The 13,964-nt window shown below is 48.3% G+C and carries 14 protein-coding genes, 1 other RNA gene and 1 riboswitch; of the genes, 6 read left to right on the forward strand and 9 right to left on the reverse strand.

The window, feature by feature from the left end; genetic code table 11:
• Nucleotides 1-26: 26 nt before the first annotated feature.
• From BN3003_RS07830 to BN3003_RS07845, 4 genes are all read right to left on the reverse strand, one after another.
• Entirely contained in the window at nucleotides 27-284 is a 258-nt protein-coding gene (locus BN3003_RS07830; protein ID WP_058356076.1) for a phosphopantetheine-binding protein, read from the reverse strand.
• The gene (locus tag BN3003_RS07835) at nucleotides 277-1,062 is read right to left on the reverse strand and encodes a lysophospholipid acyltransferase family protein (RefSeq protein WP_058356077.1); all 786 of its coding nucleotides are present in this window, start codon (nucleotides 1,060-1,062) and stop codon (nucleotides 277-279) included. Before BN3003_RS07835 ends, BN3003_RS07830 begins: the two co-directional genes overlap by 8 nt.
• On the reverse strand, nucleotides 1,050-1,718 hold the full coding sequence (locus BN3003_RS07840) for a beta-ketoacyl synthase chain length factor (RefSeq protein WP_058356078.1): 669 nt from the start codon (nucleotides 1,716-1,718) through the stop codon (nucleotides 1,050-1,052). The genes BN3003_RS07835 and BN3003_RS07840 overlap by 13 nt, the downstream gene beginning before the upstream one ends.
• A 151-nt stretch (nucleotides 1,719-1,869) precedes the next feature.
• Complete coding sequence (locus BN3003_RS07845; protein ID WP_058356079.1) at nucleotides 1,870-2,832, reverse strand: LysR family transcriptional regulator; 963 nt, start codon at nucleotides 2,830-2,832, stop codon at nucleotides 1,870-1,872.
• Nucleotides 2,833-2,962: 130 nt separating this feature from the next.
• Here BN3003_RS07845 and BN3003_RS07850 point away from each other — a divergent pair, with 130 nt between their 5' ends.
• Nucleotides 2,963-4,309 (forward strand): MFS transporter, encoded by a 1,347-nt coding sequence (locus BN3003_RS07850; RefSeq protein ID WP_082625602.1) that lies wholly within the window; start codon nucleotides 2,963-2,965, stop codon nucleotides 4,307-4,309.
• Nucleotides 4,310-4,364: 55 nt separating this feature from the next.
• Entirely contained in the window at nucleotides 4,365-5,393 is a 1,029-nt protein-coding gene (locus tag BN3003_RS07855; RefSeq protein WP_058356080.1) for a histone deacetylase family protein, read from the forward strand.
• A 525-nt stretch (nucleotides 5,394-5,918) separates the two neighbouring features.
• Here BN3003_RS07855 and BN3003_RS07860 read toward each other — a convergent pair.
• Both BN3003_RS07860 and BN3003_RS07865 read right to left on the reverse strand, forming a co-directional pair.
• Nucleotides 5,919-7,184 (reverse strand): Y-family DNA polymerase, encoded by a 1,266-nt coding sequence (locus BN3003_RS07860; RefSeq protein ID WP_058356081.1) that lies wholly within the window; start codon nucleotides 7,182-7,184, stop codon nucleotides 5,919-5,921.
• On the reverse strand, nucleotides 7,184-7,642 hold the full coding sequence (locus tag BN3003_RS07865) for a LexA family protein (protein ID WP_058356082.1): 459 nt from the start codon (nucleotides 7,640-7,642) through the stop codon (nucleotides 7,184-7,186). The genes BN3003_RS07860 and BN3003_RS07865 overlap by 1 nt, the downstream gene beginning before the upstream one ends.
• 306 nt (nucleotides 7,643-7,948) lie before the next feature.
• On the opposite strand from BN3003_RS07865, the gene BN3003_RS07870 reads away from it, so the two are divergent.
• Together BN3003_RS07870 and BN3003_RS07875 are read left to right on the forward strand one after the other, a co-directional pair.
• Nucleotides 7,949-8,422 carry a hypothetical protein gene (locus BN3003_RS07870; RefSeq protein WP_058356083.1) on the forward strand — a complete coding sequence of 158 codons (474 nt, stop codon included), beginning with the start codon at nucleotides 7,949-7,951 and terminating at the stop codon, nucleotides 8,420-8,422.
• 438 nt (nucleotides 8,423-8,860) lie between these two features.
• Complete coding sequence (locus BN3003_RS07875) at nucleotides 8,861-9,004, forward strand: hypothetical protein (RefSeq protein WP_159061421.1); 144 nt, start codon at nucleotides 8,861-8,863, stop codon at nucleotides 9,002-9,004.
• Between the two features lie 1,193 nt (nucleotides 9,005-10,197).
• On the opposite strand, the gene ssrA is transcribed toward BN3003_RS07875, so the two are convergent.
• Nucleotides 10,198-10,560, reverse strand: a transfer-messenger RNA (tmRNA) gene (gene ssrA, locus BN3003_RS18430).
• A gap of 122 nt (nucleotides 10,561-10,682) precedes the next feature.
• On the opposite strand from ssrA, the gene BN3003_RS07880 reads away from it, so the two are divergent.
• Nucleotides 10,683-11,177: a DUF1841 family protein gene (locus tag BN3003_RS07880; RefSeq protein WP_058356085.1), complete on the forward strand. Its 495-nt coding sequence runs from the start codon at nucleotides 10,683-10,685 to the stop codon at nucleotides 11,175-11,177.
• Nucleotides 11,178-11,651: 474 nt separating this feature from the next.
• On the opposite strand, the gene BN3003_RS07885 is transcribed toward BN3003_RS07880, so the two are convergent.
• Nucleotides 11,652-12,047: a hypothetical protein gene (locus BN3003_RS07885; RefSeq protein WP_058356086.1), complete on the reverse strand. Its 396-nt coding sequence runs from the start codon at nucleotides 12,045-12,047 to the stop codon at nucleotides 11,652-11,654.
• Nucleotides 12,040-13,353, reverse strand: coding sequence for a homoserine dehydrogenase (locus BN3003_RS07890; protein WP_058356087.1), 1,314 nt, complete (start codon nucleotides 13,351-13,353; stop codon nucleotides 12,040-12,042). Before BN3003_RS07890 ends, BN3003_RS07885 begins: the two co-directional genes overlap by 8 nt.
• A 124-nt stretch (nucleotides 13,354-13,477) precedes the next feature.
• Between BN3003_RS07890 and BN3003_RS07895 the strand changes: the two genes are divergently transcribed.
• The gene (locus BN3003_RS07895; protein WP_058356088.1) at nucleotides 13,478-13,864 is read left to right on the forward strand and encodes an Mth938-like domain-containing protein; all 387 of its coding nucleotides are present in this window, start codon (nucleotides 13,478-13,480) and stop codon (nucleotides 13,862-13,864) included.
• Between the two features lie 43 nt (nucleotides 13,865-13,907).
• Nucleotides 13,908-13,952, forward strand: a riboswitch (PreQ1 riboswitch).
• Nucleotides 13,953-13,964 lie beyond the last annotated feature (12 nt).

The raw sequence follows: 13,964 nt of genomic DNA on the forward strand, positions 1-13,964 counted from the left end.
GGTGTTGTGTGCTGTGTCTGTTGGTTTTATTGGGCTTGTGCATGGATTAAGGCCACCAAGGCATTGACCGAGCTGAAATGTTGTTTGGTTTCGGCGCTGTCTTGATTGAGCTTGATTTGATAGCGCTTTTTCAAGGCCAAACCCAGTTCCAAGGCATCGATGGAATCTAAGCCCAAACCGTCACCAAACAATGGCGCGGCATCGTCTATGTCGGCAGCGCTGACGTCTTCCAAGGCCAGCACATCAATAATCATTTGTTTGACTTCTGTGTGTAAATCACTCATGCGCGAGTTTTCCTAAAAAATATGCGTGTAAAAAGGCATTCAAACGCCTGACTTGTAAGCTCGGCGCGACGGCGGTTTCACGCCATGTTGCCACATCTATGCCGTCCTGAAAATCCACACTGATGACAAAGCGTCGTGGCGGTACGTGGTACCACGCTTCGTTCTTGCTTAAGGTACTGGGTGTGCAGCGTATGATGACGGGCAAAATCTCGGCGCTGCTGGCCAAGGCAATGTGGGCGGCGCCGCGTTGAAATGGATTGAGCACGGTGCTTTTGGCGGTGCGCGTGCCTTCTGGGAACACAATCATTTTATTGTGGCCGTGCAAACGTGCCACACTGTCGTGCAGCAATTGTTCAGACTGGTCGTTTAAGATGTAAGCGGCCGCTTGCACGGGGCCGCGGGTAAATGGATTGCGCCACAAAGCCTGTTTCACAATGCAATCGGCTTGCGGCATGACGCTGATGAGGCACACCACATCCAATAGACTGGGGTGATTGGCCAAGACCAATTGCGGCACAGCGGCCTGTAACTTTTCCTCACCGCTTACTTCCAAACGCATCACACCCAAGGCTTGCATCAGCGCGATAAATGCTTTGAAAGCGCGGTGTACCAAGTATTGCGCGCGCAAGCGCCGTTGTTCTGGCTCATGGCACAACAACAGCAATAAGGGCATGGCGACCAAGCCTATGCCCAAACCACCCAAGCCAAACACCGCGAAGCTGATGCCGGTAGCGAGGATGCGCCAATAATGTGCCAATACGCCATCTACGCTTTGCATAGCTGCCACGTGTCCAAATGTAATATAGGGGTGTCTTGTTGCCAGAATTCGGCAAAGCGCAGCGCTTGTGAGGTGTGTGACGCGGTGGTCGCAGGATGGGTACTGAGTATGCTCAAATTGGCAGGATGGTGTGCATCGACAGGTACGAGCACACAGGCCATGGCATAAGCGTGTTGTACCTCGTGTTGCTCATACACCTCTGGCAACGGTTCATCGGCGCACACCACCAAGACTTGTGTGGCCGCTTGCGTTTGCAATAAGGCGTGTGCGTACAACAAGGCGGCGGTGAATTCACTGTAGCCTACGTTCAAACTGGTGGTAGGCACATCATCGTGGTAGAGCATGCCATACAGGCCGGCGGTGGCATTGTGTACTGAGGTAGCAAAGGCCGTGGGCGAGGGCGCTTCATCGCGGGCGATGTCTTGTAAGATGTGCAGGGTTTTGTGTTCGTCGCCAAAGCTGGAACACCACAAAATATGGTCGGTGCGGCTTAAGTCGCCATTCGCGGCCAAACCCACGCGCGCGGCCAACGACAGTTTGGCCAAAGAAGACAAACGTCGACGCTGCTTGGCGTCGATGTCGGTCAAATCCGGCAAAGGCAAGCCATCGCGTTCGCACCAGCTGTAGAGGGTTTGGAGATGTAGTTTGGCTGTCATGGGAGCAAACCGTACACGCATTCAAATTAAAATAATCGCACCAAAAATAATTTTAGCATATCAAGCATTGTTGCAGTAGCCAAAATGTTGTGTTGCACTAATTATGCCGTATAAATAGCACAACGCTTGCGATTCGCCACAGGCAAGGATTTTAAATACTGAGATTGATGTTGCGATGCATGCTGAAATCCACTTGTAATAGTTCGTGGATAAAGCGCTCTTCCAAAGTGCTGAGCACACGCTTTTGGTGCCACAATAAATAAACCGGTATGTCGGCCACACCTTCCTTGGGCGGTAACAGTTTCAATGCGGCCTGTAAATGCGCCGCCGAGCCCAATTGCATCGGCAAACAACCTATGCCAAAGCCTGCGTACACAAAACGCACCACCTCATCCAAGCTGTTGGTGGTGGTGGTGATTTTGCCGGTAAAACCATGCGTGTCTTTGAACACGGTCAATGGCGACAACACGCTGCCGATTTGCTCGCTTTGAAAACTGATGAAATCTTGTTTCACCAATTGCTCTATGCTGACATCGCTGGCGTGAAACAGCGGATGGTGACAGCCGCAATACAGTGCATAGCGTTGGTTAAACAGCAACTGCTGATTTAAACCATCGGGCAGGTTACGGCACAAGGCGATGCCGAGCACCGGTACTTTTTGGCTGAGATTGCGCAAGATTTCGGCGCTGGACAAGACCTCGATGTCGAAAGTCACACTCGGGTGTTGTTGCTTGAAATAGTGCAAGAATTCGGTATAGGCATCGTGGTGAATGCGGCTGACCACTTGGATTTTCAAATGCCCCGACAATTGCGCCGATTGCTGTTTGAGTTGGCTTTCAAACAAGGCCAGTTGTTGGTACATCGCTTGCGCAGCGTGGTAACACTTCTCGCCGCTTGGCGTGAGCACAAACGTCTTGTTGCTGCGCTCGATCAATTGTTGCCCCAGCTGCACTTCCAATTTCTTCAGGCTTTGGCTGACCGCCGATTGGGTGATGTGCAAACGCAAGGCGGCGCGACTGAGGCTTTTCTCTTCCACAATGACCAAAAAAGTGTGCAGCAAGGCCCAATTCATTTTGTCACTGATGTGGCGTGTATGAGGGTGGTCGGTATGCATAAGTTTTGCTAATCCAAGACATTAGAATATATCGTTTGAGCGGCCTGTCATATTTGTTTAATTTATACCACAGAGCTTGAGAAACCCATAATAACAATACACACACATTCCGTTATCTGGAGTCATTACTATGCATACCCCCTCACAAACCAATAAACCAACCCGCACGGCGAGCACCGATGCGTCCATTAGCCATACTACTGTACAAAAGCAACCGAAACGCGCTGCCGCCGCCGCGTTCATGGGCACGGCCATCGAGTATTACGATTTTTACATTTACGCCTTGGCTTCGGCGCTGATTTTTGGGCAATTGTTTTTCAAAACCGACAATGCCTTCATCGGTACCATGGCCTCGTTTGCCACGTTTGCCATCGGTTTGTTCATCCGTCCCATTGGCGGTATCTTCTTCGGCCACATCGGCGACAAAATTGGCCGCAAGAAATCGCTGATGATCACACTGTTTTTAATGGGCGTGTCCACCGTTTGCATAGGCTTGTTGCCGACATTTGAGCAAGCCGGCATCATTGCGCCGATATTGCTTATTGTGCTGCGCTTGGCACAAGGCTTGGCCGTGGGCGGTGAATGGGGCGGGGCGGTATTGATTGCCGGTGAACACGCACCGACCGGTCGCCGTGCCTTCTTTGCCTCGTTTGCGCAATTGGGCAGCCCTGCCGGTTTGATTTTGGCAACGTTGGCATTCAAATTGATTACGTCCATGCCCGAAGAAGATTTTATGAGCTATGGCTGGCGTTTGCCGTTTTTGGCCAGTTTTGTGATGTTAATCGTCGGTTTCTTAATCCGCCACGGCGTGCATGAATCGCCTGAATTTGTGGAAGAACAGCAAAAGAAACAGGCGCAACCAGCCACGCAAGTGCCGTTGCTGGAATTGTTCAAAGAATCCAAAGCGGTGATTGGTTTGGCCTTGTGCGCCAATGTGTTGGGTGTGGCCGGTTTTTACTTCGCCACCACGTTTATGGTCGCGTACACCACCCAATTTGCCGGCTTGGACAAGGGCATGATTTTGGATGCGATGTTAATCGTGGCGGTCTTGCACTTCTTTAACACGCCGATTGCCGCGTATTTCGGCGAAAAATTGGGCACACGCAAATTCCTCATCATCACTTCGGCCATTTGCGCGATTACTCCGTTTGCGATGTTCCCGTTGGTATTGCAAGGCAGCTTGGGCATGGTGGCCTTAGGTTTGTGGTTGCCGATGTGGTGCATGTCCAGCTTTTATTCTTTGGTGGCAGGCTTTACCAGCAGCTTATTCCCTGTGCACCTGCGTTATTCAGGCATCTCGGTTGCCTACCAAATGTGCAGTGCCGTGGCCGGTGGTTTGACGCCGCTCATCGCCACCACCATCGCCCAACAGTCTGGCGGCTCGACCTTGGCCTTGTCTTTATTCTTCACTTTATTGTGTGTGATTTCTTGTGTGGCCGTGGTCATGCTGAACCCTAAGAAATACCCGACACATTAATGATGCGGCCTGTAAACCGTTACACACATCAACCACATAACAGGAACAAGCAACGATGAAAATTTACTACCACCCACTGCAAATGTTGCACAAACCCTTGTCGTATTTTTCGCGTGGCAAAATGCGCCAACCGCAAGAAAAACCCGAGCGCATGGAAGCGTTTTTACAAGCGGTGGAAAAATCGGCTTATGGCTTAAGCGAGGTCAGCGATTTTGGCATCACGCCGATTACCAACGTACACGATTTGGGCTATGTGCATTTCTTGAAAACCGCGTACCAAGAATGGCAAGACTTGCCCGAAGACATGGGCGAGGAGGTGCAAACCTCGGTGTATGTGCCCGATGACAGCAATCCTTTGATTGGCGTGATGGCGAAAGCGGCGCGCTATTTGGCCGATGGCAGCTCGCCGATAGGCGAACACACGTGGACGTCGGTGTATTGGTCGGCGCAAACGTCGCTGACCGCCGCGCAAGGCTTGCTCGATGGTGAACAGCAGTCGATTTGTTTGACCCGACCTGCGGGGCACCATGCGCGCAAAGACCGCGCCGGTGGTTTCTGTTACCTGAATAATGCTGCCATCGCCGCCGAACACCTGCGCTCAAAATACGCCAAAGTCGCCATCATCGACACCGACATGCACCACGGCCAAGGCATACAGGAAATCTTCTATGAGCGCGACGATGTGTTATACGCCTCGGTACATGGCTCGCCAGTGAATTTCTACCCTGTGGTGGCAGGACATGAAAACGAGCGCGGCCGCGGTCGCGGCTTTATGTACAACCACAATTTTCCCATGCCACATGGATCGTCTGAACAAGTGTTTATGGACAATGTGGATAAAGCTTTGGAAGTGGTGCGCACGTTCGAGCCCGATGTGGTGGTGCATGTGTTGGGTTTTGATGTGTATGTGGACGATCCACAAGCCAAATGCGCGGTGTCCACGCAAGGCTTTACCGAACTTGCTGCCAAGATACGCAGCTTGAATGTGCCGACCATGGTGTTGGTGGAGGGTGGCTATTTGGTGGAAAAATTGGAAGACAATTTGGATGCCTTTATTCAAGGCTTTGCTCAACCGCAAGCATAAGCCTGTACCGCGTTTATCCGCAGTACCTCACTTTGGCCCGACTTTGCAGTCGGGCATTTTTGCGTTTACAGGCCGCATTGATGTGGAAAAAGTGTGTTGCTGCTTGCTTGGCTGTGGTGTTTATAAATGACGCAAATACAGTGTGATGTGTTTCCAGCGTGAGGTGTTGGATGTGAGCTGCATTTGCGTTTGTGTTTGGGTAAAAAACAGATTTTAACTGTGCATGGTAATTGAAGGGATGGGTATCAGCGCCTGTGCTTGAACTGTGATATGAATTGAACTGTGGTATGAAGGAATAAATCTGTCTGCAAGAATCGCAGCCAAACTGTTTTGCCATACCATACTGACACAATCGTTGTTAAGTAATGGTAACAGTGTGGCTATGTGAGTGACTCAATATTGAGCATCGATAAGCGGCCTGTAAATGCCAGCCCAAGCAGTTACAGGCCGCTTAGTAATAGAACATCTATTGCTGGCTAATAGTTGCTGTGCCATTGCCAGCATGGCCATGCACCGACACACCCATCAATTCGGGATTACCAAAATGTCTTGAAACGCGGTGGTGTATTGTGGGCTGCGGTGTTGTTGGCGCATTTTCCATGCGTCTGTGCCCAAGCCTTCGCTGGCCAGATACAGGTGTTTGTCGCCGTATTTGCGCTTGATGCTGTCCCATGCTTGCATCAATTCAGGCCGTTGCTTGATGCTGGCATTGGCAATCCAATCCAGCTGCTGGATGTGTTTGGGATGGATGTGACCCAATTCCACCCCGCATCTTTTATAGGCGATGCCGGCCTGAAACACCTGTTGCAATTGCTGTTGCGCCAGTTGGTGTAACTGTAAGGTGTCGTCACAAGGCTGAGCCAAAAAACTGCCTTGGTGGCCATAGTATTGTGGCAAATCGTCGCGAAAACGGTTGCTGGCGGCAAACACGCGCAGGTATTGGCAACAGCCGCGCTCTTGCCTGAGTTTGTGTACCGCGCTTTGAACATGGTGGCTTAAGGCGGCGCGCAAATCATCGAGGCTGGTCACTTGGCTTTGAAAGCTGCGGCTGCAAACGATGCTTTGTTTCGCTGCTGGTTGGTTTTCCCAGTCCAAACAGGCGATGCCTTGCAATTCGCGTTGGGTGCGTTCTAAGGTGACGCCAAACAAGCGCCGTAAGGTGGTGGTATCGGCACAGTGCAAATCCCATGCGCTGTGAATGTTGATGGCATGTAAGCGCGTGCTGAGTTTGCGCCCCACGCCCCATATCTCGCTCACGTCTTCGCTGCGCAAGGCGCGCTGTTGGATGTCGGTACGCCATTGTGGCCACACCACGCTGCCGCGCAAACTGGCATGTTTCTTGGCCAAATGGTTGCAAAACTTGGCCAAAGTCTTGGTGGGCGCAATGCCCACGCAACAAGGGATGCCTACCCATTGCCATACGCGTTCGCGCAATTGCAGCGCCAATTCCGGTAGCTGATTGAGGCCGCTGACATCGGCAAAACACTCATCAATGGAATACACCTCGGTGCGCGGCACCAAGCTGGCGATGCTGTGCATCATGTGGTGGGATAGGTGCGAGTAGAGTGCGTAATTGCTGGAAAACACCACCAGCCCTGCGTGTTGTTCCAAATGGGCAATTTGGTAATACGGCACGCCCATCTTAATGCCCAGCGCCTTGGCTTCAGGCGTGCGCGACACCACACAGCCATCGTTATTGCTGAGCACCACCACTGGCCGTGTTTTCAAATCGGGGCGAAACACGCGCTCGCACGAGCAATAAAAATGGTTGCCATCAATCAGCGCAAACATCAGCCATGCACCGATTTGATGACAAAGGTGACCACGCCGACCATGCGCCATTCTTGTTCTGCCGTTGGCCGCAACACTGGATAATCAGCATGCTGGTTTTCTGGGTGCAAGCTGATGCCACCGTGTAAATGCAGGCGTTTGATGGTGAATTCATGGCCAATGTCGGCCACCACGATGTCGCCATGTTTGGCGGGCAAGGATTTGTCTACAATCAGCAAATCGCCTTGGTCTATGCCGGCATCGCACATGGAGTCGCCGCCTGCGCGCACGAAGATGGTGGCCAATGGATTGTGTATCAGGTTTTGATCCAAGCTGATGGCGCCATCGACATCGGTATTGACCATGGCAGGAAAGCCTGCGGGCACGCTGTGCAATAACAGCGGCACCCACACGCTGGGGGTATTTACAGGCCGATACCAAGTCAGTGTGCGCTTGGATGAAGCGGATAAGGTGTTCATGGTGTGTGTTTAGAAATGTGTTACGTTAATCAAATGGTAACACAGATGCAGCCAACTGCAAGTCCTCTGTGCTGGATTTACACGATTGAAATCACAGCGGTTTTAAGCTGATTGATGACATGCGTCAGCGGATTTTTTTGTGCTCAGCAAACGAATGCAAATAAAATCAAACACCTGATAATTTTTTAATAAATCGTAACAAATTAAAATATTAATTTTACATAAATTCATTATTAAATAAGGGAAATGATTATATTTAAGTCGTAGAATGAACATATAGAAACAAACAACTCTTTGGAACATCAAATGAAAACCATGACTGCCCTGGCCTTGTTGGCCGTATTCGGTGCTTGCTCTAGCATGAGCATGGCCGCCACTGTAAAACACGCCAAATTGGCTCACAAAGCGACTCCTGTTGCCGCAGTGAAAACCGTTAAATCCGTTGAAGCTGCTAAACCTGCTGTGAAAGCTGTTGCCCCGCAAGCTGCTGCCATCAAAGCCCCTGTTGTTGCGCCTAAAGCTGAAGTCAAAACGGTTGCGCATCAAGCACCAGTAGCTGCCAAAGCCGAAGTCAAAGCCGCTGCTCACCAAGCACCTGTTGCTGTCAAAACTGAAGTCAAAGCCGTTGCGCATCAAGCACCAGTGGCTACTAAAGCCGAAGTGAAAGCCGCTGCGCATCAAGCGCCAGTAGCAGCCAAAGCCGAAGTCAAAGCCATTGCACACCAAGCCCCAGTGATGGGTCAAGCCAAAGCTGCTGTGGCCGTACCTGCACACAAATAAGCCTTGTTGTTGATCTGAAACACACAAAACGCTGCCGCTGATAAGGCGGCGTTTTTGCATGCGTGAGCAATCATGCGCTTGCTTTGCTGTCATGGGTGTGGATAGCAAGGCAGATATCGGTATGAACCAGTATTGGGTGTACTCATAAGCACTCAATAAGGCGGTCTGTAAGCCCATAACAGCTTACAGGCCGCATCTGTGTCACAACCCGTGCATGTGTCATGTTGCGGGAGGGGTTGTGTGCTTGACATACCATCTTGATGGTGAGGGTGGAGGTTAAGACATGCAAATAGGGTTTATTTTGATAGTAATAATATTTAGAATATTATTAAAGTTTTTAAGTTTAAGCTCTTCATTATCAAGAAACAGTCAATACAATACATGAAAATAATCACCCACAATGACACAGCCATCAGCACGGTAGAGCAAGTTTGTGTCATGTTAAAAAAATTGAATGATGCCAATAAATACGATTGCTTGCACTGCATCATGCAAATGGAAGCAGAGCAGCGCCTGTCATATTTGAATGCCTATGTGCGCGCGATTGATGGCATGCACAAGCAGCGTGCTCAAGCGGCATAAGCACATCCATCCATGCGCTGCACTCACCACTGCTTGTTTGAATGAACATAAAAAACCGCCCTCAAGTAGGGCGGTATGGTTTTGTTTAATTGTCGGAAGGCTGTTGGTTTTCCTGTGCTTTTTTCATGGCACGAAAAACGTTCAATCTGCGTCTGTGTTGCATATTGGCTTGTCCTTTTTAATATTGTTGTTTTAAGGTTCTGTGGATCAAGCAGAAAAATAAAAATACAGTCGAATGCTGTATTTGGGGTAACAAGGTAGAGCGATTATAACAGATTAATGAGTAAGTATTTGTTAAAAAAGAAAATTCATGATTGATGAATGTTGTTTGCATTGAAATAAGCTGTTGTATCGGTATTTAAGCAGGATTAACAATCAAGCCATTTGCGCTTTAAATGTTGGTATACAAGTGTTAAAGACAGGGCAGGACATCGTTACAGGCCGCATTTCATAGCCAGCAATACCTGTGACAACATTAGGATGTGATTAAAAAGCACACCCACAGGTTGAAGTCTCACAAGGGCTAAAAACCACTGGCGCAGATAAATCGTCTGTTATTGTTTGGTTTGGTTGCTATCAGTAAGAATCTGTAATAAAGACAGGCCATTGTCCGTAACTTTGATTTGCAACAAGGTGGTTAGAGTAAATTGCTTATATGGTGGAAGCTTCTTTTTCTGAAAGGAGCAAACGTATGGAAAAGCAAACAAAAAAATTGAAACGACAAATTCAAGAGCGCAGCGATAAGGTGAAAAAGCAAGAAAAGAAATTGTCTAAGTTGAAAAAAAAGCTAAAAAAGCAGAAATAAGACTGCAATGATGTAAGTGAGTCGCATGTGAATGCCCTTACTCGAATGCGTACTGGCCCATTACTGACGGTAATGGGCATTTTTAATGTGTCTCAATGGGCTCTGGTCTGAAAATATTATGGTTTGGTATTTTTAAAAAATGCTTGAAAACTTGCAGATATGGTAGTGAGAACAGGATTTGAATGAGGTATAACTTCAATAAATCATTGAAGTTAAAGCGATGCGTTGCTTAAAACAGCGAGTAAGTCAAAAGCCATGACAATAAAGAATGCTCACAAAAAAGCCCAGCACTTAAGCTGGGCTTTTTAAATCAATCATTTCAAACTGTACCACTATGTGCCACAACTTCGACAAATAATCGTAACTGCTTGAAATACATCTAAATAACTGGTGGAGGCGGGGGGAATTGAACCCCCGTCCGAAAGCCCTCTACAAAGCGTTCTACATACTTAGTCTTGTCTACTTAAAATCTTATTCAAACTCCGCCGACGGACAGGCTGAGGTTGAACCAGCTACCTTAGGTCTTATTGATACTTAAGTAACCCAAGCATCAACCAGTCAATGTGAATGACGTTGCGGAGGGTTGCCCCTCATGGCCCATTGACCAACCATTGCAACGGCTAAGCCTTAAGCGGCTAAAGCGTAAGAATCGTCGTTTGCGATTATATAAATTTCAGGGTTTTACGAGATTCTGAGAACTCGGTATGCCCGCATCTGCTTTGCAACCCCCGTCGAAACCAAGATCGCCCCCAGATATGGAAGATACGCATTGTACGCGAATGCGGTACAATTAGCCAGTTTAAATCTGTTTACAGGCCGCATCTTTGGTTGGTTTAAGTCAACAAAGGGGGCGGATGAACACGAAAGTTTATTATGTATGACGTGAATACCCATGATGTGCGCCGCTATTTTGGCCATGTGTGGCAAAATCGCTTGAATCCTTTGCAATTGGATGCATTGCAACAAAAAGCCTTGCGCATCATCGAGGCGCATCCTGAATACCAAAAATACCTTGAGCACATTGAGGAGTATTTGGATAAGAACTGGACGCCAGAGCAAGGGGAAACCAATCCATTTTTACATCTGTCTTTGCATCTTTCGATACAAGAGCAAGTGGGCATAGACCAGCCGTTTGGCATTCGCGCCATCCATCAACAATTGGTGGGCATGCACAATGACAATTGGGTGAAGGCCGAAGATGAGATGATGGATGCTTTGGTGGAAACCATTTGGCAAGCGCAGCGTCACAATCAAGGTTTGGATGTGAATGCTTACATGACGCGTTTGCGCAAATTGGTCGGTTTGGGACAAGAGGATGAGCGCCGCATCAATCCGCATGAGGTGATACAGTTGCAAAATGAGAAATAATTCACACTAGTGCACACTTTTTTGGCATGCGTATTGCTTAAATAAAACTGTGTGTGTAGTAAAGCATAACGGGTAGTGTGGCCCAATATGCAAGTGAATCCGGCTTACAGTTTAATGGTTATTACCTGAGTGATAATGATTAAACTGTAAGCTGGATTTTTTTGTGCTGGTAATATTTGAATGTTAAAAAGTTTTAGTTTTGAAAATATGATTTAAATCATTCAATTAGAGCAAAATTTAAGACTTTGGTATATGTCTGATGAATGAAATACTTGCGGTTTAGTAAAACTTGGCATTTTTTTAACAATATTTAGGTTTAGAGTAAAAAACTTGGCATGCTGTGAAATGTGCCAAAAATTGACTTTAGGTGTCACATACTAACAATCAGGTATTTGATAAACATCAACAAAGCATGAGAAAGCAGCAGGCAGAAAAAATGCCCATTGCTGGGCATGTAAGTTGGATTTTAGGTATTTAAGACTGTTTGACCTGTTTCAAGCACTGCTCATGTCTTTGCTGAAAACCTTCGGTGCCACCCATTTTGCTCATGCGCTCTTCTGGCGTTAATTTGCTGAATTGGCGTATCTCGGTTTCAGACATGGGTTCAAAAATCGGTACCAACGTGCATTCGCAATACGCTTGCGGTACCCAATCGGTATTGCCCGTAAAGCCAAATTTTTGTAAGTCTTGCTGCCATTGAGGGTGGGCAGGGACGTTTTGGGTGCAGTTTTCCACCATGGAATTGATGATATTGGCTTTGCCCATGATCGTGTACTTCATGGTGAAAAACATGCCGACAAACAATACAATAATCACCCACAGCCAAATCCGGATGGTTTTGGCTTTCTTGGGCATGGCCACTTTAGCCATTGAACGGTTCCATGCGCAACATCACCACTGGCTTGGTCACACGGTTCAAGTCTTCAATGCGGGCTATCGCTTCTTTCATGTCGCGCTCTAGAGCTGAGTGCGTCAAAATCACGATTTCGGCTTCTTCGTGTGCTGTGGCTTTTTGAATCAAGGCTTCAACTGAAATGCTGTGTTGTGCCAACATTGAAGTCACCGCTGCCAACACGCCTGGCTCATCGGTGGTGGTCAAACGCAAATAATAGCTGCTGCGGATGTCGTCTATGCTGATGGCAGGCAAGGTTTGCACATGGTGAGGCTGGAAGGCCAAATACGGCACGCGTTGTTCTGCTTCGGAATCAATCAAACGACAGATGTCCAAAATATCGGCCACTACCGAGCTGGCGGTAGGCAAGGAGCCAGCGCCGGGACCGTAATGCATGGTCACACCGACCATATCGGCTTTCACCAATACCGCATTCATCACGCCATCCACATTGGCAATCAAACGCTCTTGTGGAATCAACGTTGGGTGTACGCGCAATTCCACGCCATCTTCGCGGCGGCGGGTAATGCCCAATAATTTGACGCGGTAGCCCAATTCTTCGGCGTACTGAATGTCTTTGCCTTCTAAAGTGCTGATGCCTTCTAAGTAACACTTAGAGAAATCCAGTGGCACACCAAAAGCCACAGACGACATGATGGTGATTTTATGACCGGCGTCATGACCTTCAATGTCAAAAGTTGGGTCGGCTTCGGCATAGCCTTTGGCCTGTGCTTCTTTCAACACATCGGCAAAATCGCTGCCTTTAGAGCGCATTTCGCTCAAAATAAAATTGCTGGTGCCATTGATGATGCCGGCAATCCATTCGATTTTGTTGGCGGCCAAACCTTCGCGCAAGGATTTGATGATGGGAATGCCACCGGCCACAGCCGCTTCAAACATCACCATCACATTTTTGGCAGCCGCAGCAGCAAAAATCTCATTGCCGTGTTCGGCCAACAATTTCTTATTCGCAGTGACCACGTGTTTGCCATTGGCTATGGCTTGCAACACCATGTCTTTGGCGATGGTGGTGCCACCAATCAATTCAACCACAATATCAATGTCAGGGTGGTTAACAATTTCTGCTGCATCGGTGGTAATGGTAATCGTGTCATCCGTGCCGATGATTTCTTGTGCTTTGGCAATATCACGGCGTGACACCATGGTCACACGCACATCACGACCTAAACGGCGACTGATTTCATCAGCATTCTCACGCAACACCTGTGCAGTGCCGCCACCGACCACTCCTAAACCGATAATCCCGACATTAATGGGCTTCATGCAAACTCCTAAGCTTGGGTCTTAGACCCCATGGACTGACAAACAAATGATTCAACAAACCCACTATGCTAGCGTAAAATGCCCAAAGTTGCATCTTTAAAATCAAGCAAGAAAGAAACACATTATGGATTTTACCGAACACAACAAGGCCGGCGATTTCAGCATCAGTGGCTATGAAGCGGGCGAAATTGAAGTGGCGGGTCAGCGTTATCAGCAAGCCATTTTGGTGAAGACGGGCGAAGTTGTGCCGCTACAAGCAGAAAATTGCCAAAGTTTGACCGAAGAGGTTCTCAATCAAATATTGCAACAAAGACCTCAACCTGAGTTGATTGTGGTAGGAACAGGTTCTAAGCAGCAATTTTTACCTCCAAAACTGCAAGTCATGGTGGCGAAAGAACGCATCGGATTGGAGATGATGGCCACGCCTGCAGCTTGCCGTACTTTTAACATCTTGCTGAGCGAAGACCGTAAGGCTTGGGCCATTTTGTGGCCAACGGCTGCGGAAAATTAAGCCCAAAGCCGCTTGAAGTGCGTATAATGCGTGCTGTTATTTTGACACAGTGGTTCGCAACCCTCCCACTATAAAAAACTAGGCGTCTTAAACTTGCGGT

This window comes from Vitreoscilla massiliensis (assembly GCF_001457815.1).
GTDB classification, from domain to species: Bacteria; Pseudomonadota; Gammaproteobacteria; order Burkholderiales; family Neisseriaceae; genus Vitreoscilla; species Vitreoscilla massiliensis.

Excerpts from the sequence above, each read along its gene's own strand:
- BN3003_RS07885 (WP_058356086.1), bottom strand. The coding sequence starts at position 12,047 with ATGGCTAAAGTGGCCATGCCCAAGAAAGCCAAAACCATCCGGATTTGG.
- BN3003_RS07880 (WP_058356085.1), top strand. The coding sequence starts at position 10,683 with ATGTATGACGTGAATACCCATGATGTGCGCCGCTATTTTGGCCATGTG.
- BN3003_RS07855 (WP_058356080.1), top strand. The coding sequence starts at position 4,365 with ATGAAAATTTACTACCACCCACTGCAAATGTTGCACAAACCCTTGTCG.
- BN3003_RS07850 (WP_082625602.1), top strand. The coding sequence starts at position 2,963 with ATGCATACCCCCTCACAAACCAATAAACCAACCCGCACGGCGAGCACC.
- BN3003_RS07865 (WP_058356082.1), bottom strand. The coding sequence starts at position 7,642 with ATGAACACCTTATCCGCTTCATCCAAGCGCACACTGACTTGGTATCGG.
- BN3003_RS07875 (WP_159061421.1), top strand. The coding sequence starts at position 8,861 with ATGTTAAAAAAATTGAATGATGCCAATAAATACGATTGCTTGCACTGC.
- BN3003_RS07860 (WP_058356081.1), bottom strand. The coding sequence starts at position 7,184 with ATGTTTGCGCTGATTGATGGCAACCATTTTTATTGCTCGTGCGAGCGC.
- BN3003_RS07845 (WP_058356079.1), bottom strand. The coding sequence starts at position 2,832 with ATGCATACCGACCACCCTCATACACGCCACATCAGTGACAAAATGAAT.
- BN3003_RS07890 (WP_058356087.1), bottom strand. The coding sequence starts at position 13,353 with ATGAAGCCCATTAATGTCGGGATTATCGGTTTAGGAGTGGTCGGTGGC.
- BN3003_RS07830 (WP_058356076.1), bottom strand. The coding sequence starts at position 284 with ATGAGTGATTTACACACAGAAGTCAAACAAATGATTATTGATGTGCTG.
- BN3003_RS07835 (WP_058356077.1), bottom strand. The coding sequence starts at position 1,062 with ATGCAAAGCGTAGATGGCGTATTGGCACATTATTGGCGCATCCTCGCT.
- BN3003_RS07840 (WP_058356078.1), bottom strand. The coding sequence starts at position 1,718 with ATGACAGCCAAACTACATCTCCAAACCCTCTACAGCTGGTGCGAACGC.
- BN3003_RS07895 (WP_058356088.1), top strand. The coding sequence starts at position 13,478 with ATGGATTTTACCGAACACAACAAGGCCGGCGATTTCAGCATCAGTGGC.
- BN3003_RS07870 (WP_058356083.1), top strand. The coding sequence starts at position 7,949 with ATGAAAACCATGACTGCCCTGGCCTTGTTGGCCGTATTCGGTGCTTGC.